The 22,547-nt window shown below is 48.2% G+C and carries 24 protein-coding genes and 1 pseudogene; 5 read left to right on the top strand and 20 right to left on the bottom strand.

Annotation, left to right across the window (positions count from 1 at the left end):
• Positions 1-15 precede the first annotated feature (15 nt).
• From HMPREF2872_RS08740 to HMPREF2872_RS08725, 4 genes are all read right to left on the bottom strand, one after another.
• The gene (locus HMPREF2872_RS08740; RefSeq protein ID WP_070632981.1) at positions 16-627 is read right to left on the bottom strand and encodes a hypothetical protein; all 612 of its coding nucleotides are present in this window, start codon (positions 625-627) and stop codon (positions 16-18) included.
• Positions 627-1,889 carry a multifunctional CCA addition/repair protein gene (locus HMPREF2872_RS08735; RefSeq protein WP_070632979.1) on the bottom strand — a complete coding sequence of 421 codons (1,263 nt, stop codon included), beginning with the start codon at positions 1,887-1,889 and terminating at the stop codon, positions 627-629. Before HMPREF2872_RS08735 ends, HMPREF2872_RS08740 begins: the two co-directional genes overlap by 1 nt.
• 75 nt (positions 1,890-1,964) lie before the next feature.
• Positions 1,965-2,927 carry an SPFH domain-containing protein gene (locus HMPREF2872_RS08730; protein WP_003683281.1) on the bottom strand — a complete coding sequence of 321 codons (963 nt, stop codon included), beginning with the start codon at positions 2,925-2,927 and terminating at the stop codon, positions 1,965-1,967.
• A 9-nt stretch (positions 2,928-2,936) separates the two neighbouring features.
• Positions 2,937-3,362 carry an NfeD family protein gene (locus HMPREF2872_RS08725; protein WP_070632977.1) on the bottom strand — a complete coding sequence of 142 codons (426 nt, stop codon included), beginning with the start codon at positions 3,360-3,362 and terminating at the stop codon, positions 2,937-2,939.
• 125 nt (positions 3,363-3,487) lie between these two features.
• Here HMPREF2872_RS08725 and ung point away from each other — a divergent pair, with 125 nt between their 5' ends.
• Positions 3,488-4,147 carry a uracil-DNA glycosylase gene (gene ung, locus HMPREF2872_RS08720; RefSeq protein ID WP_003683303.1) on the top strand — a complete coding sequence of 220 codons (660 nt, stop codon included), beginning with the start codon at positions 3,488-3,490 and terminating at the stop codon, positions 4,145-4,147.
• Between the two features lie 53 nt (positions 4,148-4,200).
• On the opposite strand, the gene HMPREF2872_RS08715 is transcribed toward ung, so the two are convergent.
• The 5 genes from HMPREF2872_RS08715 to HMPREF2872_RS08695 form a co-directional block, all read right to left on the bottom strand.
• Complete coding sequence (locus HMPREF2872_RS08715) at positions 4,201-5,274, bottom strand: sulfate/molybdate ABC transporter ATP-binding protein (RefSeq protein WP_070632975.1); 1,074 nt, start codon at positions 5,272-5,274, stop codon at positions 4,201-4,203.
• Positions 5,271-6,131, bottom strand: coding sequence for a sulfate ABC transporter permease subunit CysW (cysW, locus tag HMPREF2872_RS08710; protein WP_063075726.1), 861 nt, complete (start codon positions 6,129-6,131; stop codon positions 5,271-5,273). The genes HMPREF2872_RS08715 and cysW overlap by 4 nt, the downstream gene beginning before the upstream one ends.
• An 84-nt stretch (positions 6,132-6,215) precedes the next feature.
• Positions 6,216-7,052, bottom strand: a complete 837-nt coding sequence (cysT, locus tag HMPREF2872_RS08705; RefSeq protein ID WP_003683475.1) for a sulfate ABC transporter permease subunit CysT — start codon at positions 7,050-7,052, stop codon at positions 6,216-6,218.
• Positions 7,053-7,212: 160 nt separating this feature from the next.
• On the bottom strand, positions 7,213-7,662 hold the full coding sequence (locus tag HMPREF2872_RS08700) for a DUF4124 domain-containing protein (protein ID WP_070632974.1): 450 nt from the start codon (positions 7,660-7,662) through the stop codon (positions 7,213-7,215).
• Between the two features lie 13 nt (positions 7,663-7,675).
• A complete protein-coding gene (locus tag HMPREF2872_RS08695) occupies positions 7,676-7,870 on the bottom strand; it encodes a hypothetical protein (protein WP_070632972.1) in 195 nt (64 codons plus the stop codon).
• Positions 7,871-8,056: 186 nt separating this feature from the next.
• On the opposite strand from HMPREF2872_RS08695, the gene HMPREF2872_RS08690 reads away from it, so the two are divergent.
• The gene (locus HMPREF2872_RS08690; protein ID WP_070632970.1) at positions 8,057-9,685 is read left to right on the top strand and encodes an ABC-F family ATPase; all 1,629 of its coding nucleotides are present in this window, start codon (positions 8,057-8,059) and stop codon (positions 9,683-9,685) included.
• 224 nt (positions 9,686-9,909) lie between these two features.
• Here HMPREF2872_RS08690 and HMPREF2872_RS08685 read toward each other — a convergent pair whose 3' ends face one another.
• Entirely contained in the window at positions 9,910-11,127 is a 1,218-nt protein-coding gene (locus HMPREF2872_RS08685; RefSeq protein ID WP_070632968.1) for a D-alanyl-D-alanine carboxypeptidase family protein, read from the bottom strand.
• A 204-nt stretch (positions 11,128-11,331) separates the two neighbouring features.
• Between HMPREF2872_RS08685 and ilvA the strand changes: the two genes are divergently transcribed.
• On the top strand, positions 11,332-12,855 hold the full coding sequence (gene ilvA / locus HMPREF2872_RS08680; protein ID WP_070632966.1) for a threonine ammonia-lyase, biosynthetic: 1,524 nt from the start codon (positions 11,332-11,334) through the stop codon (positions 12,853-12,855).
• 59 nt (positions 12,856-12,914) lie between these two features.
• Here the strand turns inward: ilvA and trmB are convergent, their stop codons facing one another.
• The 3 genes from trmB to HMPREF2872_RS08665 form a co-directional block, all read right to left on the bottom strand.
• On the bottom strand, positions 12,915-13,631 hold the full coding sequence (trmB, locus tag HMPREF2872_RS08675; protein ID WP_003683649.1) for a tRNA (guanosine(46)-N7)-methyltransferase TrmB: 717 nt from the start codon (positions 13,629-13,631) through the stop codon (positions 12,915-12,917).
• A gap of 137 nt (positions 13,632-13,768) precedes the next feature.
• Positions 13,769-14,425 (bottom strand): response regulator, encoded by a 657-nt coding sequence (locus HMPREF2872_RS08670; RefSeq protein WP_070632965.1) that lies wholly within the window; start codon positions 14,423-14,425, stop codon positions 13,769-13,771.
• Positions 14,422-16,182: a histidine kinase gene (locus HMPREF2872_RS08665; RefSeq protein ID WP_070632963.1), complete on the bottom strand. Its 1,761-nt coding sequence runs from the start codon at positions 16,180-16,182 to the stop codon at positions 14,422-14,424. Before HMPREF2872_RS08665 ends, HMPREF2872_RS08670 begins: the two co-directional genes overlap by 4 nt.
• Positions 16,183-16,440: 258 nt before the next feature.
• On the opposite strand from HMPREF2872_RS08665, the gene mobA reads away from it, so the two are divergent.
• On the top strand, positions 16,441-17,022 hold the full coding sequence (mobA, locus tag HMPREF2872_RS08660; protein ID WP_049328535.1) for a molybdenum cofactor guanylyltransferase MobA: 582 nt from the start codon (positions 16,441-16,443) through the stop codon (positions 17,020-17,022).
• Between the two features lie 128 nt (positions 17,023-17,150).
• On the opposite strand, the gene HMPREF2872_RS08655 is transcribed toward mobA, so the two are convergent.
• The 4 genes from HMPREF2872_RS08655 to HMPREF2872_RS08640 all read right to left on the bottom strand — a co-directional run bounded on the left by HMPREF2872_RS08655 (position 17,151) and on the right by HMPREF2872_RS08640 (position 19,683).
• Positions 17,151-17,990 (bottom strand): NAD-dependent epimerase/dehydratase family protein, encoded by an 840-nt coding sequence (locus HMPREF2872_RS08655; protein ID WP_070632961.1) that lies wholly within the window; start codon positions 17,988-17,990, stop codon positions 17,151-17,153.
• 41 nt (positions 17,991-18,031) lie between these two features.
• A complete protein-coding gene (locus HMPREF2872_RS08650; protein WP_070632959.1) occupies positions 18,032-18,514 on the bottom strand; it encodes a DUF2269 family protein in 483 nt (160 codons plus the stop codon).
• Positions 18,511-18,900, bottom strand: coding sequence for a DoxX-like family protein (locus HMPREF2872_RS08645; RefSeq protein ID WP_070632957.1), 390 nt, complete (start codon positions 18,898-18,900; stop codon positions 18,511-18,513). The genes HMPREF2872_RS08650 and HMPREF2872_RS08645 overlap by 4 nt, the downstream gene beginning before the upstream one ends.
• A 264-nt stretch (positions 18,901-19,164) precedes the next feature.
• Positions 19,165-19,683: a GbsR/MarR family transcriptional regulator gene (locus HMPREF2872_RS08640; protein ID WP_063068990.1), complete on the bottom strand. Its 519-nt coding sequence runs from the start codon at positions 19,681-19,683 to the stop codon at positions 19,165-19,167.
• A 244-nt stretch (positions 19,684-19,927) separates the two neighbouring features.
• Between HMPREF2872_RS08640 and HMPREF2872_RS08635 the strand changes: the two are divergent.
• Positions 19,928-20,635 (top strand): annotated as a pseudogene (locus HMPREF2872_RS08635) (class III extradiol ring-cleavage dioxygenase).
• Between the two features lie 311 nt (positions 20,636-20,946).
• Here the strand turns inward: HMPREF2872_RS08635 and HMPREF2872_RS08630 are convergent.
• The 3 genes from HMPREF2872_RS08630 to HMPREF2872_RS08620 form a co-directional block, all read right to left on the bottom strand.
• Entirely contained in the window at positions 20,947-21,255 is a 309-nt protein-coding gene (locus HMPREF2872_RS08630) for a TrbM/KikA/MpfK family conjugal transfer protein (RefSeq protein WP_070632955.1), read from the bottom strand.
• 80 nt (positions 21,256-21,335) lie between these two features.
• A complete protein-coding gene (locus HMPREF2872_RS11410) occupies positions 21,336-21,845 on the bottom strand; it encodes a DUF4189 domain-containing protein (protein WP_083311775.1) in 510 nt (169 codons plus the stop codon).
• Between the two features lie 60 nt (positions 21,846-21,905).
• Positions 21,906-22,448, bottom strand: coding sequence for a type IV secretion system protein (locus HMPREF2872_RS08620; RefSeq protein WP_283119012.1), 543 nt, complete (start codon positions 22,446-22,448; stop codon positions 21,906-21,908).
• Between the last annotated feature and the right edge of the window lie 99 nt (positions 22,449-22,547).

Raw genomic sequence — 22,547 nt, 5'->3', positions numbered from 1 at the left:
ATTGTGGCGGATGTTTCAAAGTCCGTGTTCTGGTTCAGAAAGTGTTCCTGTTTTGGTTTTTTTCGGTATTAGGTTGTTTAATTTAGAGTTAATTGCTTGGTAATCGTCGCTATAAAAAAATTCTCCGATGTATATGGTTTTACCATGATAAACAAATGACCATGCACCTTGTTTACTATTTGGTTGTCGTAAGGGGCTGGAGATGGTGGATGTATTCCTTCTCTGACTCAAATAGTTACGCAGTGTGATTTTAGTGTTTTTAGTATTTGCATAGTTCTCATGTGGCTGCCATTGTGATATTTCTACGAGTGAAAATTTTTTACCTTTTCCCAATCCAAACAGCGCGAATTGGTGTGAAAGTATTCCATTTTGAACATGGATACGTTCTTGTCCAAAAAGTTGCCACAGTAAATCATAAATACATTGGCAAGAAAGCAGGCCTAAAAATATGAGGAGGATGATATTAAATGTTGATTCAAAGTTTAAATTTGGAATGTTTGCCAATATCAATAGTACGATTGCAAGATCTCTGCAAGTTAATAGAAGTTTGAGTCTGTTGCGTATAATTTTTGCTGATAAGGTAATTTTGCTAGGTGTTTGTTCAATTTTATAACGTGAAGTTGCCATCAATAGCCTCCTACTTTTTCAGTCTGATACGCTTTTTGAATCGGTCTAATTTGTGCTAAGCGGGCATGATCGACTTGTTCGGCAATTAAATGGGCTTTGCCTTGTGCGCGGCACTCGGCGGCAATTTTGCCTGCATCTACTTGGTTGGAGGCCTCAAGTAAGGCCAGCCAATGTTCACGTTGCGGATAGGGGGCGTCTTCAAGGTTCAGACGGCCTTGTTTGTCGGCCACGCAGACGTTTAAGGCCGTCTGAAAACGTTCGGGGCGGCGGAATGCGTCGGTTTTTTTCAAAACATTCAAAATGGTTTTGCTTTTGAACTGCCCGACTTGATGGAGCATGATGTGCCAACGGCAGACAAGTTCGGCAAGCTCGGCGCAGTGTTTGGGCGCGCGCAGGCGTTGATTGACTTCGCGGACGGGTTCGACGCCGTTGACGTCGTGTCTGTAGTGTTTTGGCAGAATATCGGCCGGTGTTTTTGCCTTGCCCAAGTCGTGCAATAAGGCGGCATAGCGTTCGGCGAGGGACAAATTCATCTCGGCAGCTCGTTGTACAACCATCAGCGTATGAATACCGCTGTCGATTTCAGGATGATAGTCGGCGCGTTGCGGTACGCCGAAAAGGGCATCAAGTTCGGGCAGTAAAACTTTGAGTGCGCCGCATTCGCGCAAAACTTCAATCATTCGGCGTGGATTTTTCTCCATCAAACCTTTTGCCAGCTCCTGCCAGACGCGTTCGGCAATCAGAGCATCCGCTTCGCCGTTTTCTACCATTTGCCGCATCAGCGACATGGTTTCATCGGCAATTTGAAAACCATAACGCGCGGCAAAACGGGCGATACGCAAAATCCGCACGGGGTCTTCGACAAAGGCAGGCGAAACGTGGCGCAGGATGCCGGCTGCCAAGTCTTGTTGTCCGCCAAAAGGGTCGATGATTGTGCCGTCTGAATCCTGAGCCATGGCATTGATGGTCAGGTCGCGGCGCATCAGGTCTTGTTCCAGCGTAACGTCTTTATTGGCATGAAAGCTGAATCCGGCGTAGCCTTTGGCGGTTTTGCGTTCGGTACGGGCGAGGGCGTATTCTTCGTGGCTGTCCGGATGGAGAAAGACGGGAAAATCCTTGCCGACAGGTTGATAGCCTTGAGCCAGCATGGTTTGCGCATCTGCACCGACGACTACCCAATCGCGGTCTTTGACGGGCAGGCCTAACAGATGGTCGCGGACGGCGCCGCCGACAAGATAGGTTTTGATGGTTTGTGTATTCATATAAAAATCGAATGATATAAAAAGGCCGTCTGAAAAGCCGTATTGGGTTTTCAGACGGCCTGAGTCAGAACGCTATTATGACGCTTTAGGCTTGTTGCCGTCGATGATTTTCAAACCGGCGGAGACCAAGCTGCCGATGTCGGCAACGTTGGCAGGCATAATCAGCGTGTTGCTTTCTTTAGCTAAATTGCTGAAGGCGGCAACGTATTGCTCGGCAACTTTCAGGTTAACAGCTTCAGCACCGCCCTCGGAGCGGACAGCCTCAGCGATTTTGCGGATGGCGTCGGCGTTGGCTTCTGCCACCAGGCGCAGGGCTTCGGCTTCACCTTGTGCGCGGTTGATGCGGGCGATTTTTTCACCGTTTGACGCGTTGATGGCGGCTTGCGCTTCACCTTCGGATTGTTGGATTTCTGCTTCGCGCTGACCGCTGGCAAGGTTGATCTGCTCGATTTTACGGCCTTCGGATTCTGCAATGCGCGCGCGTTTTTCACGTTCGGCGGTAATTTGTGCCTGCATTGAGCGCAGAATTTCTTGCGGTGGAACCAAGTCTTTGATTTCGTAACGCAATACTTTCACGCCCCATGCGCCTGCCGCTTCGTCCAAAGCAGCAACAACAATGCTGTTGATTTCGTCGCGCTCTTCAAAGGTTTTATCCAATTCCATGCGACCGATGACAGAGCGCAAAGTTGTCTGCGCAAGCTGGGTAATCGCCATGATGTAGTTGCTGGAACCATATGAAGCAAGTTTAGGATCGGTAACTTGGAAATAGATGATGCCGTCCACAGTCAGCTGAGTGTTGTCGCGGGTAATACAGACTTGGCTGGGAACATCCAAAGGAACTTCTTTCAGCGAATGACGATAGGCGACGCGGTCGATGAATGGGATAAGGATGTTCAGACCTGCAGTCAGCGCTTTGTGAAAACGGCCTAATCGTTCGACCACATAAACTTCCTGCTGCGGTACAACGATAAAGGATTTGAAACCAAAAACAACAACGACGATGAAGAAGAGGACGATGGGGCTGAGCAGAAATTCCATAATGTTTCCTTATGATGATGATTGGGAGAGTGTGCGGATAATCAGAAGATTACCGTTTTTGGCAGTAATGACTGCGCTTGAGGCCGTCTGAAAAGTATCTTGAGGCCGTTCGGCTTGTGCCTGCCAGTGTGTACCGCGGTAGGCGACTTCGTAAATATTGTCATGCAGGTGGCGTAGGATGCGGACGTTTTGCCCAATATCAAAGTCATCGTTGAGCGCTTGGGAAGCCAAGCGGTTTTTCAGACGGCCGTGTACCAGCCAGATACCGAGTGCGCTGATGATGGCGGCGGTCAAAACGGCGGCAGAAAAGTGTCCGCTTAATCCGTATATGATTCCGGCAGCGGCCAGCGCTACGCTGACTACCAAAAGATAAACCGTTCCGATAAATAATTCGACAATCAGAACAACGGCGGCGGCAACAAACCATATCGTCATGCGGCATATCCTTTTAATAATCTTTTGATAATCTTTATCATAATGGCAACAGCTTGAAATGAAAAGGCTAAGGTTGAAATTTATTTCAGTTATAATAAGTCCGTTCAAATACGGAGCGGCAAATAATGCAGACTTGGCACGAGGCAATTGGTGCGGAAAAAGAAAAGGCGTATTTTCAAACGATTTTGGAGAAGGTACGCCATGAAAGGCAGGCGGGGATAACCGTTTATCCACCTGAACGCGATGTATTCAATGCCTTTCGGACGACTGAATTTGGAAATGTAAAAGTAGTGATTTTGGGGCAAGACCCGTATCACGGCGCGGGTCAGGCGCATGGTTTGGCGTTTTCCGTGCAACCTGAAATTGCAGTGCCGCCGTCGCTGGTTAATATTTATAAAGAGTTGGCGACGGATATTGAGGGCTTTCAGATTCCGCAACACGGCTATTTGCAGCATTGGGCGGAACAGGGCGTGTTGCTGTTGAACACGGTATTGACTGTCCGTGCCGGTTTGGCGCATTCCCATGCGACTTTTGGCTGGGAGGCGTTTACCGATGAAGTCATCCGACAATTGGATAAGGAACGCGAGCATTTAGTCTTTATGCTGTGGGGCAGCCATGCGCAGAAGAAAGGCGCGTTTATCGACCGCAACCGTCATTTGGTGCTGACTGCGCCGCATCCTTCGCCTTTATCGGCATATCGCGGCTTTTTCGGCTGCAAACATTTTTCGCAGGCAAACGCTTATTTGCAGGCGCATGGTTTAGAGCCGATTGATTGGCAGGTTTAATAAGATAAAAGGCCGTCTGAAAGCAGATTTTCAGACGGCCTTATGATTTAGTCTCAAATCGAATATTCAATCAGTTCGTTTTGAGAAAAGACATAAACCTGTTTTGGAATCAGCTTCAATTCTTTGCCTTCGGCGATTTGGTAACGCGCTGCATCGCTGCCAGCCAGCGTGATATGCACGTCTTGTTTGTCGTGTTTGACCAAAATATGCGTCAATGCGCCGACGGCGTGGATTTTTTCGATTTTGGTACGGATCATCGGGGTTTCGTGTTCGGCGGCAAGCTGCCATTCGTGTGGTCGGATGTAGCCGATAGCAGTTTGCTCCTGCCATTTGTAGTGCGCGTCCAATTTCCATGCGAAGCCGTTGTAATGCCAGATGCCTTTTTCGATTCTGCCTTCGAAGGCATCGGTTTCGCCTAAGAACTCGGTAACGAAGGCGTTTTCAGGTTTGCGGTAAATGGCTTCGGCGCTGCCGGTTTGTTCAATTTTGCCGTGGTTCATGACGACGATTTCGTCGGAAACTTCGAGGGCTTCTTCTTGGTCGTGCGTCACCAAAATGCTGGTTACGCCCAAGTTGTGATGAATATCGCGCAGCCAGGTGCGTAATTCTTTGCGTACTTTGGCATCCAGCGCGCCGAAGGGTTCATCCAAAAGCAGGAGTTTGGGTTCGACAGCGAGGGCGCGGGCAAGGGCGATGCGCTGGCGTTGGCCGCCGGAGAGCTGGTGCGGATAGGATTTGGCGAGGTGGGAGAGCTGCACGAGTTTGAGCAGTTCTTCGACTTTGGTGCGGATTTGTTCTTTGGACGGGCGTTCGGACTTGGGCAATACGGTCAAACCGAAAGCGACGTTGTCAAACACGTTCATGTGGCGGAAGAGGGCGTAGTGTTGGAACACGAAGCCGACTTTGCGCTCGCGCACATGCTTGGCGGTAACGTCTTGGCCGTCAAAGAGAATTTGGCCGCCGTCGGCGTTTTCCAATCCGGCGATAATGCGCAGGAGTGTGGTTTTGCCGCAGCCGGATGGGCCGAGCAGGGAAACGAGTTTGCCGGTGGGGACGTTGAGGTTGATGTTTTTCAGCGCGTGGAACGCTCCGAAGTGTTTGTTTAGATTTTGAATAGTAATGCTCATGCTGCGTTCCTTTCGGCGGCGGCGAGTTTTTTATCTTGTAATTTGGTGATGATGTTTTGCACCAGCAAGGTGGCCAAGGCTAAAAGTGCCAATACGCCGGAGAGGGCGAATGCGCCGGTGAAGTTGTATTCGTTGTAGAAGATTTCGACCAAAAGCGGGATGGTGTTGGTTTCGCCGCGGATGTGTCCCGATACTACGCTGACCGCGCCGAATTCTCCCATCGCGCGGGCGTTGGTGAGGATGATGCCGTAGAGCAGCGCCCATTTGATGTTGGGCAGGGTAACGCGCCAAAACATCTGCCAGCCGCTTGCGCCGAGTATCAGCGCGGCCTGTTCTTCGCTGTCGCCCTGCGCCTGCATTAAAGGAATGATTTCGCGTGCGACAAAGGGGAAGGTAACGAACAGCGTCGCCAAAATAATGCCGGGGATGGCGAAGATAATCTGTATGCCTTGCGCTTCGAGCCAGCCGCCCAATGCCGTGTGCGCGCCGAACAATAAGACGAACATCAAACCGGCTACCACGGGTGATACGGAAAACGGCAAATCGAGCAGGGTAGTCAGCAACTGCTTGCCGCGGAAGTCAAAACGGGTTAGCAGCCACGCCATCGCCACGCCCAATACGGCATTGACGGGAACGACAATCAGCGCGGTAATCAGCGTCAATTTGATGGCAGACCATGCCTCGGGATCGGTCAAGGATTGCAGGTACAAATCCCAACCGCCTTTCAGTGCTTCGTAAAATACGGCGATAAGCGGTACGACCAGCATCAGCAGCAGAAAGCCCAAGGCAGTAGCGGTCAGCAATACGCGCAGCCAGCGCGGTTCGCTCAGGTTTGGATTGGTAGAATGGGTTTTCATGTTAGTGAAGCCTCTATTTATTCTTGTATCCGTTTAGGCCGTCTGAAAAATGTTTGCTTGATGTTTCAGACGGCCTGTTGTTTGTTAAACCTTCGCTCCGGCGCGGCGGCTCAAAGTCCATTGCATGATGTTTAAAATCAGCAGGATGACAAACGAAATCATCAGCATAAACAGAGCAACGGCTGATGCACCCTGAGCATCGTATTGCTCCAGTTTGCCGGTAATAATCAAGGGCAGGATTTCAGACACCATCGGAATATTGCCCGCGATAAAAATGACCGAGCCGTATTCGCCGGTAGAGCGGGCAAACATCATGCCTGCGCCGGTCAACAGGGCCGGTGTGATTTCTGGCAAAAGGACGCGGCGGAACGTAGTCCAACGGCTTGCGCCCAAAGTCGCCGCCGCTTCCTCATATTCGCCCGATAATTCTTCCAATACTGGTTGCACGGCGCGGACGATAAAGGGCAGGCTGACGACAATCAGCGCAATCCAAATGCCGATAGGCGTAAACGCGATTTTGATGCCCAAAGGCTCGAAAAAACGGCCTATCCAGCCATTGGGCGCATACAGGGTTGCCAACGCAATGCCTGTTACCGCCGTCGGCAACGCAAACGGCAAATCGACCAAAGCGTTTACCAACCCTTTGCCCGGAAATTCGTAGCGCACCAATACCCAGGCAACCAACGTGCCGAACACAATATTGGTCAACATCGCATAAAACGACATTCGCAAACTCAGCCAGACGGCTGCCAAGACATTGGGTTCGGTAATCGTGTTCCAAAATCCGCTCCAGCCGATTTCCGCCGCTTTGGCCGCCATCATCGCAAACGGCAACACCACCAAAAGCGACAGGCACAAAACCGTCAAACCCAGGCTGAGTTTGAAACCCGGCAATACAGAAGGCGTTTTGAGTAACAACATAATGGCAATCGTCAGAATTTAATACACGCTTACTTTAACAAGGCCGTCTGAAAACTGGAAAGAATACTTTGTTTGGTATAAAGACGATTTTGTTATATTGAAAAGATGAAAAGGCCGTCTGAACATCAAATTTCAGACGGCCTTGCTGGTGTGGTAAGGATTAATAGGCAACAGGATCTTGAGATGCAGGCTGGCGTTGCGCCGCATCATAGTTTTCCTGAGCCGAGCGGACGGCTTTTTCCAAACCGTTGATCCGATCGAGATAGCGGGCATAGTTGCGTTCATTGCCATAACGCACTTTTTTGCCTTCTTCCAAATTTTTCTTGGCGGTATCTAAAGCACGCTTGGCCGCGCCGACATCAGTCGGATTGACCGGGGCGACAGCTTCTTCTGCCTGCTCGGCTTTGCTTGGGGAAATCGGCGTTGCCGGTGTTGAAACAGGCGCAGAAGTATATACGGACGGTTTGCCGATATTGCTGGCTTTGCAGTTTTTGCCGCCGGCTTGGGTATAGACTTTGCGGCCTGTGGAATCGGTACATTCAAAAATGGGCGCGGCGGAAACCGCAGTTGTCAACGTGAGCAGTAATGTGCTGATCCAGATTTTGTTCATTTTTTATTTTTCCTTAAAACCATTTCCACCAAACAAACAAAGCCGCAATCATGATGATGTTGGCGAAGAGGATGGGTTTCCACTGTCTGGGCGCGCGCCGCAATTCAGTGCCAGATCGCGTGCGTCGAATATAGAAAAACGGGCTGAGCAGCATGGAAGCGGCACATACCAAAATAATCACGGCATAATAGATTTTGTGCGTTTCCATATAGATTCTCCGTTTCAGACGGCCTGAAATGCTGCTTACAACGCGTTTTTGCGTGAAGTGTTGCCTGTTTTCATCTTGTATCGGGTATTGGACACATTTGCCATGGCCTCAATCCTGAGGTCTTTGCAAAAATATGCTACAATCGCGTCCGATTATAACATTCTATTTATAAAGGTTTTACGAATAATGATTTCTACCAACGGCATTACCATGCAGTTCGGCGCGAAGCCGCTGTTTGAAAACGTATCCGTCAAATTCTGCGAAGGTAACCGTTACGGCTTGATCGGCGCCAACGGCTCAGGCAAATCCACCTTCATGAAAATCCTCGGCGGCGATTTGGAACAGACTGCCGGTGAAGTAGCGATTGAAAACGGCGTGCGTTTGGGTAAATTACGCCAAGACCAGTTTGCCTACGAAGACATGCGCGTGCTGGACGTGGTGATGATGGGGCATACCGAAATGTGGGCGGCGATGACCGAGCGTGATGCGATTTACGACAATCCCGAAGCCACCGAAGACGACTACATGAAAGCCGCCGAACTGGAAGCCAAGTTTGCCGAATACGACGGCTACACCGCCGAAGCGCGCGCCGCCGAATTATTGAGCGGCGTGGGCATTTCCGAAGATTTGCACAATGCCACCATGGCGGAAGTCGCCCCGGGCTTCAAGCTGCGCGTATTGCTGGCGCAAGCCCTGTTCTCCAAACCTGATGTGTTGTTGCTTGACGAGCCGACCAACAACTTGGACATCAACACCATCCGCTGGCTGGAGGGGGTGTTAAACCAATACGACTCCACCATGATTATCATCTCGCACGACCGTCACTTCTTGAACGAAGTCTGCACCCATATGGCGGATTTGGACTACAACACCATCACCATCTATCCGGGCAACTACGACGACTACATGCTCGCCTCCGCCCAATCGCGCGAACGCGCCCTGAAAGACAATGCCAAGGCAAAAGAGAAACTGCAAGAGCTGCAAGAGTTCGTTGCCCGTTTCTCCGCCAACAAATCCAAAGCCCGCCAGGCAACCAGCCGTCTGAAACAGGCGGACAAAATCAAAGCCGAGATGGTCGAAGTCAAGCCTTCCACCCGCCAAAACCCGTATATCCGCTTTGAAGCCGATGAAAAAGCCAAGCTGCACCGTCAGGCGGTGGAAGTCGAAAATCTGGCCAAACGCTTTGAAACCCAGTTGTTCAAAAACCTGAGCTTCATCCTCGAAGCCGGCCAGCGCCTCGCCATCATCGGCCCCAACGGCGCGGGTAAATCCACCCTGCTGAAACTCCTTGCCGGCGCGTTCAACCCCGAATATTCAGACGGCCTCACCCCCGACGCAGGCACCATCAAATGGGCGGAAAAAGCCAACGTCGGCTATTATCCGCAAGACCATGAAAACGACTTCGACGTCGATATGAACCTGAGCGAATGGATGCGCCAATGGGGGCGGGAAGGCGACGACGAACAGGTCATCCGCGGTACTTTGGGACGTTTGCTCTTCGGCAGTAACGACGTGGTGAAAAAAGTGCAGGTCCTCTCCGGCGGTGAAAAAGGCCGTATGCTTTACGGCAAACTGTTGCTGTTGAAACCCAATGTCTTGGTTATGGACGAACCGACCAACCACATGGACATGGAAAGCATCGAATCCTTGAACATGGCGCTGGAAAAATACAACGGCACGCTGATTTTCGTGTCGCACGACCGTCAGTTTGTATCTTCATTGGCTACCCAAATCATCGAATTGGATGGCAAAGGCGGATATGAACACTACTTGGGCGATTACGAAAGCTATCTGGAGAAAAAAGGCTTAGTTTAAGCCCATACTGATAAGCTATTAAGGTATTGAAATGCCGTCTGAAAACCGTTGTGTTTTCAGACGACATTTTTTTAAAGCGTTTCATATTGGCAATCACTGAAACTGCTAAGATTAAAATGGATAAATTTCTTGTTAGGAATTTTTATTAAAGCCATAAAACAGATATACAAAAGGCCGTCTGAAAATTTCAGACGGCCTTTATTTATGTTTTGATAGAAAGAGGATCAACTGAATAAACTTTTAAACCACAACACAATCGCGTCCCACATACGGCGCAACCAGCTGCCTTCTTCTACGCCGGTCAGGGCGACGACGTCTTTTTCGGCAATGATTTTACCGTCTTTCATGACTTTCAGTTTGCCTAATACTTGGCCTTTTTCAATCGGGGCGAGGACGGGCTGAAGCGTTTCTAAGATTGGTTTGACGTTTTTGCCGGTATCGTGGGGAATGGTAATGTAAACATCGTCCAAGAAACCGATATCTACGGCTTTGGTGCTGCCTTTGTAAACTTTGACTTGGGAAATCACTTCTCCGCCGTTGTAAAGTTTAGGCGTATCAAATGCCTGTAATGACCAGTTGAGCAGTTTGCTGCTTTCGCTTGCGCGCGCTTCAGTAGATTCGGCACCGGCAAGAATGGAAACAATACGGCGGTTGTTGCGTTTGCTGGAAGCGGCGAGATGGTAGCCTGCGCCTTCGCTATAGCCGGTTTTCAAACCGTCGATACTGCTGTCGCGATAGAGTAGGAGATTGCGGTTGGGCTGCTCGATATTATTGTATTTGAAAGATTTGTTTGCAAACAAAGGATAATATTTCGGATAGTCATTGATGAGCGCAGCTGCCAAGATGGCAAGGTCGCCAACGGTTGAAACATGGCCGTTAGAAGAAATGCCGGTCGGATTGTTGAAGTGAGTATGCTTCATGCCCAAGCGTTTGGCTTCTTCGTTCATTTGTTTGACGAACTCGTCGATAGAGCCGTTGCCAATGGCTTCGGCAAGGGTAATGGCGGCATCGTTGGCCGATTGGATGGTTGTACCCTTAATCAAGGAGCTGACGCTGACAGGAACTTTGGGGTCGAGGAACATACGCGAACCTTCGACCTTCCATGCGGTATTGGAAACGGTCAGCATTTGGCTTGCTTCAAGTTTACCGTTTTCTAATGCTTTAAAGGCAAGGTAAGCAGTCATCATTTGCGTCAACGCGGCAGGCTCGATAGGCGTGTCGGCATTGTTGGATGCCAAGGTTTGTTTGCTGTGCAGGTCGGTAACGATATAGGCAGTCGCTGCAATTTCCGGCGGCGTTGTCGGGCTGTTGATGCTGTGCAGCAGCGGCTGCGTTTGAGCCTCGCTTTGTACGGCAGGTGTGGATGCAACCAGGTCGGCAGCAAGGGCAGGAGTACTAATAAGAGTAGCAAAAATTAAGCTAAGTAGCGTTTTTTTCATCATTATTTGTGGATTTGAATATGAGTGGACACTGTTATGAGGCAAACAGTTTGGCATATTGAATAGATATTAAGCGGACATTATACCGTCTCATTTAGGCTTTGCTAAGATTTTTCTTGCCTTCAGACGGCCTCAGGGGTATGGTTTTAACTTTTTCCTCCGGTCGATTTGACCAAATTGCAATTTATTTCCGAACACTAAAATACCATGAACCATTCCCTTCCTCTTTCTGATTATCTAACCCGTATTTTGACCGCTTCAGTTTATGATGTGGCCGTAGAAACGCCTTTGGATTTGGCGCGCAGTTTGTCAGGCCGTCTGAACAATCAGGTTTTGCTTAAACGTGAAGATTTGCAGCCGGTGTTTTCGTTCAAAATTCGCGGCGCGTACAACAAAATGGCGAAGCTGCCGAAAGAAGCCTTGGATTGCGGCGTAATTGCTGCCAGTGCGGGCAACCATGCGCAGGGCGTGGCTTTATCGGCGCAATATTTGGGTTGCCGCGCCGTCATCGTAATGCCGGAAACAACGCCGAAAATCAAAATTGATGCAGTAAAGAGCCGTGGCGGTGAAGTGGTATTGAAAGGTGTGTCTTACAACGATGCCTATGATTATGCGATGGAGTTGGCAGAAAAGGAAAAACTGACCTATATCGCGCCGTTTGATGATCCTGATGTGATTGCGGGTCAGGGAACCATCGGCATGGAAATCCTCCGTCAACACCGCAATATCAATGCGATTTTTGTCCCGATTGGCGGCGGCGGTTTGGCAGCAGGCGTGGCGGTGTTTATCAAACAGGTTTGCCCTGAAATTAAAGTCATTGGCGTGCAAACCGATGATTCTTGCTGTATGAAGCAATCGGTCGAAGCAGGGGAAATCGTACATTTGAAAGATGTCGGCCTGTTTTCAGACGGCACGGCGGTTAAAGTGGTGGGCGAGGAAACTTTCCGCCTGTGTAAAGAGCTGTTGGATGAAATTATTACAGTCAATACGGATATGTTGTGCGGCGCCATCAAAGATATTTTTGACGATACGCGCAGCATTACCGAGCCTGCGGGCGCATTGGCTCTTGCCGGCCTGAAGGCTTATGTTGCGAAAAACAATATCCAAGGTCAAAATTTGGTTGCGGTCACTAGTGGTGCCAACATGAACTTCCACCGCCTGCGCCATGTTTCTGAACGCAGTGAACTGGGCGAGGGCAACGAAGGTATTTTTGCTGTTACCATTCCTGAAGAAAAAGGCAGCTTCCTCAAGTTTATCAATGTCTTGGGTAGTCGGAATATTACCGAGTTCAACTATCGCTACGGCAACGACAACAATGCTCATATTTTTGTCGGCCTGCAAACTGCCGGTGCGCAAGACTTGGCCGTCATCAGCAAACAACTGGCTGACGCAGGCTTGCCGAATGTCGATCTGACCAATGACGAAATCGCCAAAATCCATATTCGTTACATGGTCGGGGGACGGACGGAAAAAGTTTCCAGCGAACGCTTGGTCAGCTTTGAATTTCCTGAGCGTCCCGGCGCATTGTCCCGTTTCTTGAACCATATGCGCGCCGAATGGAATATCACTTTGTTCCATTATCGCAATCATGGTGCGGATTACGGCCGTATTTTGGTCGGTATCGATGTGCCGGAAAGCGACAATGAAGCCTTTACCGATTTCTTGGAGAGCTTGGGTTATGTTTATAAAGAAGAAACCGATAATCCGGCTTATAAACTTTTCTTGGCTTAATCAATAAGATAAAAGGCCGTCTGAAATTTTTCAGACGGCCTTGTGTTTTATGTTTGGCTTTATTTCTTACGGAACACCAAGTCCCAAACGCCATGACCCAATCGTTTGCCTCGGGCTTCAAATTTGGTTTCAGGGCGATAATCAGGTGTAGGGGCGTAATCGGCAGCCGTGTTTTGCAAAGCGTCGAAACTGCTCAAAACCTCCAGCATTTGCACGGCGTATTCTTCCCAGTCGGTCGCCATATGGACATAGCCGCCGCTTTTGAGTTTGGGCAGCAGCTTTTCAACAAACGGCACTTGTACCAAGCGGCGTTTATTGTGGCGTTTTTTGTGCCAAGGGTCAGGGAAGAAAATATGAATGCCGTCTAAAGAACCGTCTTCCAGCATTTTTTCCACTACTTCCACCGCATCATGACGCATCACGCGGATATTGGAAATGTGTTCTTCCTCAATCAGCTTCAAAATATTGCCGACGCCCGGGCCGTGAACATCAATCGCTAAAAAGTCGGTATCGGGCAGACGTTTGGCGATTTCCACTGTCGCAACGCCCATACCGAAACCGATTTCCAATACTTTAGGATTGTCCCGTCCAAAAGCGCGGTTCAAATCCAAAGGAGCATCTTGAAAGTCCACACCAAATTGCGGCCACATCGTATCAATGGCGCGCTGTTGGGCCGCGGTCATATGGCCTTGGCGTAAGACAAAACTGCGGATGCTGCGTTTGTGTTCTTCCGGAACGGTATTTTCGGGTGTATTTTCTGGAATGTTTTCGGACATGTTGTTTTAAATCAGTGAAAAATCAAATAAAAAGGCCGTCTGAAAGAATCAGACAACCCTGCATATAAATCGGCGTGATTATAGCGAATAAACGCTTTTCTTGAAACCTTTTAAAAAGAAGGTTTCAGACGGCCTTTTTAAGACAATACCGGTTGCGGTACTTTGTGTTGCACCGCATAAACCGCTGCTTGGACGCGGCTGCTTAGGTTTAACTTGCGCAACAGGTTTTGTACATGCACTTTGACGGTTGACTCTGCCAGATTCAAATGGCGGGCAATGATTTTGTTGCTGTGTCCGGCGGCAAGATAGCCCAAGATTTCCATTTCGCGCGGGGTCAGTTGCTCCAGCAGGTGGTCGGAGCGGGAAGGAGATGGAGAAATCAGCGATTGCACCAAGCGGCTGGTCATTTCTGGAGAAAAGACGTTGTCGCCATCAACTGCTTTGCGGATGCTTTCCAACAGGAAGTCGGCGTTGATATTTTTCAGCAAAAAGCCTTTTGCACCCATACGCATACATTCGGTCAAATCGTCGCTGTCTTCAGAAACAGTCAGCATGATGACGGTCAGCTGCGGATTGCTACTTAAAATTTGGGCCAATGCTTCGCGGCCGTTCATGACCGGCATATCCAAATCCAGCAAAACCACATCAGGCTTGAGCTGCTCAACCATTTTTACGCCGGCCAGGCCGTCTGAAGCTTCGCCGACGACTTCAAAATCAGGCTGGCGTGAAAGCAAGGCCTTGATACCGCTGCGAAATAGGGTGTGATCGTCAATAAGGGTAATTTTAATCGTCATGATGCTGTTCTCATTTGTTGCGGCAAAGTCAGCATAACAACTGTACCTTGCCCAATCTGCGATGTAATGGCCAATTCTGCGTTAATCCGTTGGGCGCGTTCTTGCATAATGCCCAAGCCGACATGTTCGCCTGAAGGCCGGTTTGATAGGTGTTCTTTATTAAAGCCTGCGCCGTTGTCACGAATCGTCATGACAAAATCGCCGTGGTTGGCAATTTCGACACTGACATGTTGCGCACGCGCGTGCTTACGGATATTAGACAAGCTTTCCTGCAAGATGAAGATGATCTGCAAATGCTCATCATAATTCAAAGCCTGCCCATCGTCCTGCCATTTTAAATCAACTGGAATACCGGTTTGTCGTTCAAAACGCGCCAGCAGCGATTCTACCGCTTCAGGAAAATCTTTATTACTGATTTTGGTGCGGAAATTCATTAAAAGTTCGCGTACGTCCTCGTAGCATTCTTGCACGCCGTCTTTGATGAAGCCGATATTTTCTTCGGCCTGCTCGCGTTGGTCTGAAGCAAACGCGCTTTCCAGCATTTGTACCTGCAAATTCAAAAAGGTCAAAGCTTGTGCGATGCTGTCATGCAAACCTTGTGCAATCAAGTTACGCTCCTGCAAGACTGCAAGCAGGCGGCGCTCTTGTTCCATGCGGTTGTTGGCGATGGAAATGCCCAGCTGTCCGCTTAAAGTATGCAGCAGTTTTTCGTCTTGCTCATCAGGCATATGGCCGTCTGAAAAATATAGGGTCAGTACGCCGAGCTGTTCGTCTTGATAAACGATCGGAAATTCTACACGATTTCCTTCTTCGGTTTCACCGACGCTTGCCGCCAAATCAGAACGTTTCCGCTCCTCATCGGAAAGATATACCGTACCGCCCAAAGCGGAAAACGCCGGCAGAATCTGAGTTAAAAATTCTTCTGCTGCCTGTTGGGGCGTAAAGGTTTGGTGCAGATTGCGCGTGGTTTGGTAGAGCAGGGTCAAATCACGGTTTTGCCGCGCCAAGTCTTGGGTTTGTTGGGCAACCTGTCCTTCCAAGTCTGTATAAAGCGTATGCAGACGGCGGCTCATTTGGTTAAAGCCCTTGCTTACTTGAGCAAACTCACGGATCTGGTCTGTCTCGATTTGAACGCCGAAATGCCCTTTGCTGATGGTCTCTACACCATCGCGCAATTTTTCCAAGGGCCGGATAATCCATGAATAATGCCAAACAATCATCAAACCAGCAGCCACAACAATCATCAGCATCATGGCCATTTGAAAGCGGCGCAGCCACAAGGTATTTTGCTCGTTGGCATTTTCCATCGCCTGTAAAAACAGCTCGATGTTGCCGGCAAAACGATACAGGCCGATTTGGGTCGGACGTTCGTAATGTTGCAAAGACGGCTTGATATTGGATTCCCAATCAATCAACAGCATTGATTGAATCAAGTCGTAAGCCAGCGGCATTTGAGACGGAATCAGCGGATGAATGGCATCGCTTTGCGTCACATTGGCCAGCGTACGTTCAAATTCTTTGATTTGGTTGTCAATTTGCGCATTGGGCGTACGGACGCTTGCCATATAAGCCAAACGATACACCTGCATTTTCAAACTGCCCGCATCTTCAATCGTTTTGGCTGCGCTTTCCAAACGCCAAGAAAGCAGCAGGGTAAAGACAATCGACAAAAACGCCGAACTGACCCATAAAAAAGTCAGCAGTTTTAAACGCGAAGACAGGCTCAGGCCGTCTGAAGATCCGGAGAATAATCGCATAAAGCACGCAGGGAACTAATCCGATAATCTTATAAAAATATCATTCTTTCGGTCTATAAACAACCTGTCTAAAATAATTGTATGGTTATGATAAGAAAAAACAGGGGTTTAATGTAAAATCATGTTATGATAAAATTCATCTTAAGTGAATTAAATCATAAAAATAAGGTTTCAGACGGCCTGAAACCTTGAAACTTATCCAATAAACACAACATCTTGAACCATACTCCATACTCTGCTTCGCAAAGGACTACCAAAATGAAAATTTTCGCACTGATATTGGCCGGCGGGCAGGGAAGCCGGATGGGAGGTGTCGATAAGGGGTTGGTGCAATGGCACAACAAAGCCTTGATAGATCATGTTATCGAAAAAATCCGCCCCCAAGTCAGCCATATCGCCATCAGTGCCAACCGCAACCTTGAATCTTACGCCCAACGCAGCGCGCACGTTTTTTCTGATGCACGCCAATGGCAGCATTACGGCCCTTTAGCCGCTTTGTGTACCGCCGCCAATGATTTGCAAATTGCCACTGCCGATTGGCTGCTTATCGTATCCTGCGATATGCCGCGTTTGCCGGAGAACTTGGTTTCCCAGTTTGAAACCATCGCGCGGCGCACGCCATTGTGTAATGCGTTTTATGTGGAGACCCCTGCCAGACCGCATTACAGCGTGATGTTCATCCGGCCGCAAATCCTGCAAAGTACCGTGCCATACCTTTATTCAGGAATGCGCAGCATCCGCGGCTGGCTGCAGCAACAGCGTGCAAGGGTTGTCCATTTCCCTCATGAACAGGATTTTATCAGCTACAACACGGAAAACGATTTGGCCCAGCCTTTGTAGTTGGGTAGGTAGAAGCAATAAGCCGATAAAAGTGTGAATTGTTTTGCAAAGAAGTATTTTATAAAAGCTTTAGGCCGTCTGAACAACAAACAGACGGCCTTTGTTTTGTCATTTTAAAACTAAACAAATTATAGGCAACCGGCAAAGTTTTTTGCTGCCAATGGTTCCCTGCCTAGTAAAGCTGCAAAATCAGAATAGTCGGCGCATGAGTCTTGCTTGAGTAGGGCAAAGCTGTCGCGGCTGATAATGCCGTTGCTGAGGATGTTTGCCAACGGTAGCGCTGGATCAATCAGGTGCAGGGGAATGGGTAGGATACGTTGTGGCGGTTTATGGTGCAGTGTTTGACGGAGGATGGTCAGGTATTCCGCCAAAGTCAGGGGTTGTCTGCCGGTCATATTGATGACACTATGGCCGGTGTCGGTTTGGGCGGCAAGTTTCGCCAAACCTTCGGCAACATCGGCAAGGTGTACAGGCTGCAAGTGAAAGCGGCCGCCTTCCAGTAGGAGAAGTAAAGGGAGGCGGGCTAGTTTGATGAACAGTTCGCAACTGGTTCCTCCTCGCCCATAAACGACGGATGGTCTGGCTATGGCAATCGGGATGCCGCTTTTGGTAACGGCATCATCTCCACGTCCTTTACTGCCGACAAAGTTGATGGGTTGAGATGGATCGGCACCCAGTGCGGATAGTTGCACCCAGCGTTTTACGCCTGCTGCTTTTGCCCATGAGGCGAGCTGTTTGGGAGTGTGGTGGTGTACGGTTTCAAGTATTTCGGCATGACGGCTCATGATGCCGATGCAGTTGATGAGGACGTCTTGTCCTTCCAATAAACGGCGTGCGGCTGTTTCATTGGGATGAAGAAAATCGAAGGCGCGGCGGTCGGGCGTACAAACTTGGTGACCTTGTTCTTTGAGGATTTGAACGGTACGGCTGCCGATAAAGCCGCTGCCTCCGAAAATGATGATGTTCATATGTTTTTCTTTATATTGTTGCTGTGGCTGTCTGAAAACCTTTAAATCGGTTTCATCACCATCAGGAAGTAAATCACAATAGTGGCGCAAAAGGCAGGGTAGCCGAGCAATTCCCAGCGTCTGGCGTAACGCCAATAGGGCTCCGGAATGGTGTCTGCGTTTTCTTTATGCGCTTGTTCGGCAATCTTGGCCATGCGGATTTGCAGCCAGACAACGGGCAGCCAGCAAATGCCTGAAAAGATGTATAAGGCAAACGTCATCCATACCCAATTTTGTTCCAGCATAGTGGCAACAGTGTAGCCGCGTTCATACAGCATCCATAAGCCGGATAAGGGTTGGAAAATGACGGCGGGGGTCGTAAACCACCAATCGGCTTTGATGACCCAATGCGAGACGACCGACTGCGCGGCAACCGAACCGCTGCGGTTTGCCCAAAAGAGGTAAAATGCTGTACCAAAACCGGTGCCGACCATTAAGGTAGCCGAGATGATGTGCAGGGTTTTAACGATTAAATAGGTGTTCATTTTTTATCTCCTACGGATTGATACAGGAAAAATAAAGTAGCCATAATCGGCAGATTTTTTACCAAAGGCGCAAATGGATGTGCCCACATTTCGGGCAGTCTGAAGGCAATGATCAGGCTGTATGCCGCGACGGTTATCAATTGCAGCAGCCATATTGCAGAGCGAGAGCGAAAGCGGCTGAAGCATAAAAAGGCAAAACCGATATCCAATAGTGAAGCGGTAATTAATGTAGGCCATTGCAACGGATTGGGAATGCCGACCGAATGCAGCAAATCCAATGACATTTCAGGCATGAAAAACAGAGGCTGGGTACCGCTCCAGAGCCATAGCAGCCCCATCGAGTAAGGCAGGTAGGCGGGGAGATTGTGCGTAGTGTTGTCAGGCATATTGGTTTCCTAATTTCATTTCAGTTCAAAAATATAATCAGTCTGAAATTTCTATAATTTCTGTTTAAAGAGAAATAATAGGGTAAAAAATTTTGGATAGGCTTCGGGATTGTTTCTTTGGGTGGGAAATCCATATCAAGTGATTCAAAATCTACAAAGGAACATTAAGCTTCAGATAAACATGCCCATACAAGGCTGCCATGAGCATGTTTCCATATCCTAAAATAATATTGCCTGTGTTTATTGCTCACAAGTCCATTGCCATCAACGGAAAAATTTTTGTATTCCGGCGCCTATTTTCAGAATTTTCACCATGGTTGAAGTGGAAAGCTTCAGCATTTCATTTGCCCACACGGTCAGCGTACTAATGAAATCATGGGTTTGTTGGATTCGCTGCTTGGCAGTTTCATTTTCCTGGCTAAATTCAGGGCTGTCGATCAGGCTTTGCAAAAATTGCCGTGTCGGTTCAATTTCACGCTGCATACGCACTTCTGCAATGGTGCGGAACAAAGTCCAGACATCATCCGAAGTTTCAAAATGATCACGCCTGTCGCCCAAGATATGCACAGTATGCACCAGTCTCAGGTTTTGCAGCTCTTTAATACTGTTGCTGACATTGGAGCGAGCTACGCCGAGTGTTTCGGTGATTTCTTCGGCGTTCATCGGTCTGCCTAAGATGTAGAGCAGGGCATGGATTTGCGCAACGGTACGGTTTACGCCCCATTTTGTACCCATTTCGCCCCAATGGAGGATAAATTTTTCAGTGGTCGGATTCAGTTTCATAGTGATGGTATTCTATTTTTATCTTTTATTTCTGTCAATACAGAAATAAAGAAATTTTTGGCCGTCTGAAATAAAATGTTCAGACGGCCTTTTATATAAATCCTTATCCTACATATTCTCTCAGAAACTCAAGCCCCTATCAGTCATGATTTCTTATTAGTAAAAAATGTTGTTCATAAACCGGTATTTTTTGAATAAAAATTTATCCGTACAATTTGCTGTATCCGATAACGAGGAGTAAATCATGAAAAAAATGCCTGTATTGTTTGTCGGGCATGGTAGTCCGATGAATGCGTTAGATAAAGAAAACCCGTTCAATCAGAATTTTAGCCTAATTACGCAAAAGTTTGCCAAACCAAAAGCCATTTTGATGATTTCAGCGCATTGGTACAGCAGCCGTTTGCAGGTTACGTCTGGCAAACACCCTGAAATGATTTACGATTTCTACGGCTTCCCCGATGAACTCAGCCAAGTGCAATATCCTGCGCCTGGTTCGCCTGAGTTGGCGGAGCAAGTGCGATCATTATTACAGCCGGAAAATGTCAACACGAGGCTTTGATCATGGCGCATGGGCGGTGTTGAAATATCTCTATCCCGATGCCGATATTCCAGTAGTGCAACTTAGCCTTAACCGTTTGCAATCGGCAGAATGGCATTTCAACTTGGCGAAAAAATTAGCTGCTTTGCGAGAACAAGGCGTGTTGATTATCGGCAGTGGCAACATTGTGCATAATCTAAGAGCGATAAGCTGGGAACATATCGATCAAATCGGTGCAGGGTATGACTGGGCGTTTGCTTTCCGTGAAACAGTCAATCAGGCGATTGCAACGCGAGATGATAAAACTTTGGTGCATTATGAGCAACTAGGCAAAAAGGCCGAGCTTTCCGTGCCAACGCCGGATCATTACTTGCCCTTACTGTACATCATGGCATTATGCGAACCGCAAGATGAAGTTACGTTTTTCAATGATAATTTGATTGCAGGCTCGCTTAGTATGACGTCGGTTTTGGTGGGGTAAAAAGGGAAGAATCAGAACAAAACAAACCATTCTTTATTTGTTCGATCCGCTTTGCGGATGGTGCTCAGTTGTTTCAGACGGCATTTCAAATCCATATAAAAGCCTTAACCTATATTGGCAAAGATAAGATTAAGCTTGTGTAAATAATCTAGCAGACTAGACGGTTAGATTTGAAGGTAACTTGCAAAATCTCTTTGTAAGAGAAAAGGCCGTCTGAATATCAGACGGCCTTTGTGTCGATAGATTATCGATGTACGACTATTTCGATAATGGGTGCAATCTCTTTGTCACGGGAAGCAGGGCACTGCTGGAGGAAGCGGCGGCGTGCGCTGATGGTGTCTTGCGCGTATTTGTGATGAATGGAATAGAACCTGTGTAGTGCAGGGTTGCATTCTTTAGGCGGCGTACCCGGAGAAGTCAGGCAGGCAATGGCCTCGCAGGCATATTTTTTATCGCCTGTCAGCAGTTTGCCGGCAATATCTGAAGCGTTGACTACAGGCATAGAAAACGGCAGCAGAACCGCGGTTAAAACAAAAATAGATAAGTGTTTCATCGTGTCGTACTCGTTAAAATTAAATTGGTAATTAAAGGAGGATATCAAAGGCCGTCTGAAAATAGACGGCTTTGAGTCTATCAGAATTTAGGCAGAGAGCAAGTTTCTGGGATTAAAATCCTGCATCCAGGGACACCAGCAGCTCGACATCTTCTTAAGGCTTCTGCTTCAGCAAATCCAGGTTTCCCTGTAACTGAGAATAGTCTTGGTCTCTTGCCCTCATCACCGTGTGCACTGGCGACACAACCATTCCGTGCCCATACAAGTACTTTACATGGAGCATTACTTCCTCCACGTTCACAAGTTCTGATGGCTTCTCTCTCTGCTGCAGCTCGAGAATCCATATCGAGTGCACCACCTGACATACCTGTTTTTGTATTTATGGCCAGTGCCAAATATTTTGAAGGAACATTGATATTAACAATTTCCGTAGGTTGATTTTGTTGATACTGACGAGACGACGTACAGTTGGGATTATAGCCATACTGACACAGCGCCGGATTGTTTTGTAATGCTCCTCTAGTTACGGGGTCAGCAGCATAAATATTAAGGCTTGTCAGTCCTAACAATACAAAAAGTAAATTTTTCATTATTAAGTCCAATCTTTTGTTTTTTTTTTTAAATATTTTTAATATTTAAATGTAGAAATACTAGGATGGTTTACTTCCTTTGCCGGGTTGTCCGGGTTGTTTCATGGTATCGGTAGTTGTACTTTCTGTCTGGCTGCCACCAGTTGTCCACTTATAGCGTTGATCTAAGCCAACAGTTGCATTATCGGACGAATTACCAGCTGCATTCTGAACATTATAATTAGCTTGCCTGCTAGCCCCACCATCCAAATGTGGTGGTACTTCTTGGCGATTTCCATTGCCGATAACCGAGTAAGCGCTGAAGCTGCCCATCACACCGTTAAACCACATGCCTGCCATAGGCGGTACGGTAATCAGCAGGGTAGAGAGCATCAGACCCAAGCCCAGCTGCTGGGTAACGGTTTCCATAATGCCGGTAGTGCCGCCTTCGCCGATGATGGTTGCCACAAATTTGCCGGCTGCCGCGCCGCCGAATAAGTGGCCCACCAAGTCCATGGAAATCTCCGCCATGACGCCGAGCAAGACGCTGGAGAAGATGGTAGCCAATCCGAAGTATAGCCATTTTTGGAACAGCGGGGCGGTTCTTTTGAATAGGAGGCACAAAATAAAGATAGGTGCGAAAACGACTATTTACAAAAGGCCGTCTGAATATCAGACGGCCTTTGTGTCGATAGATTATCGATGTACGACTATTTCGATAAT

It is taken from the genome of Neisseria sp. HMSC069H12 (genome assembly GCF_001812735.1).
Classification (GTDB): domain Bacteria; phylum Pseudomonadota; class Gammaproteobacteria; order Burkholderiales; family Neisseriaceae; genus Neisseria; species Neisseria subflava.
Note: the sequence above shows the minus strand (reverse complement) of the source record. Positions and strands in the feature narration are given on the sequence as shown.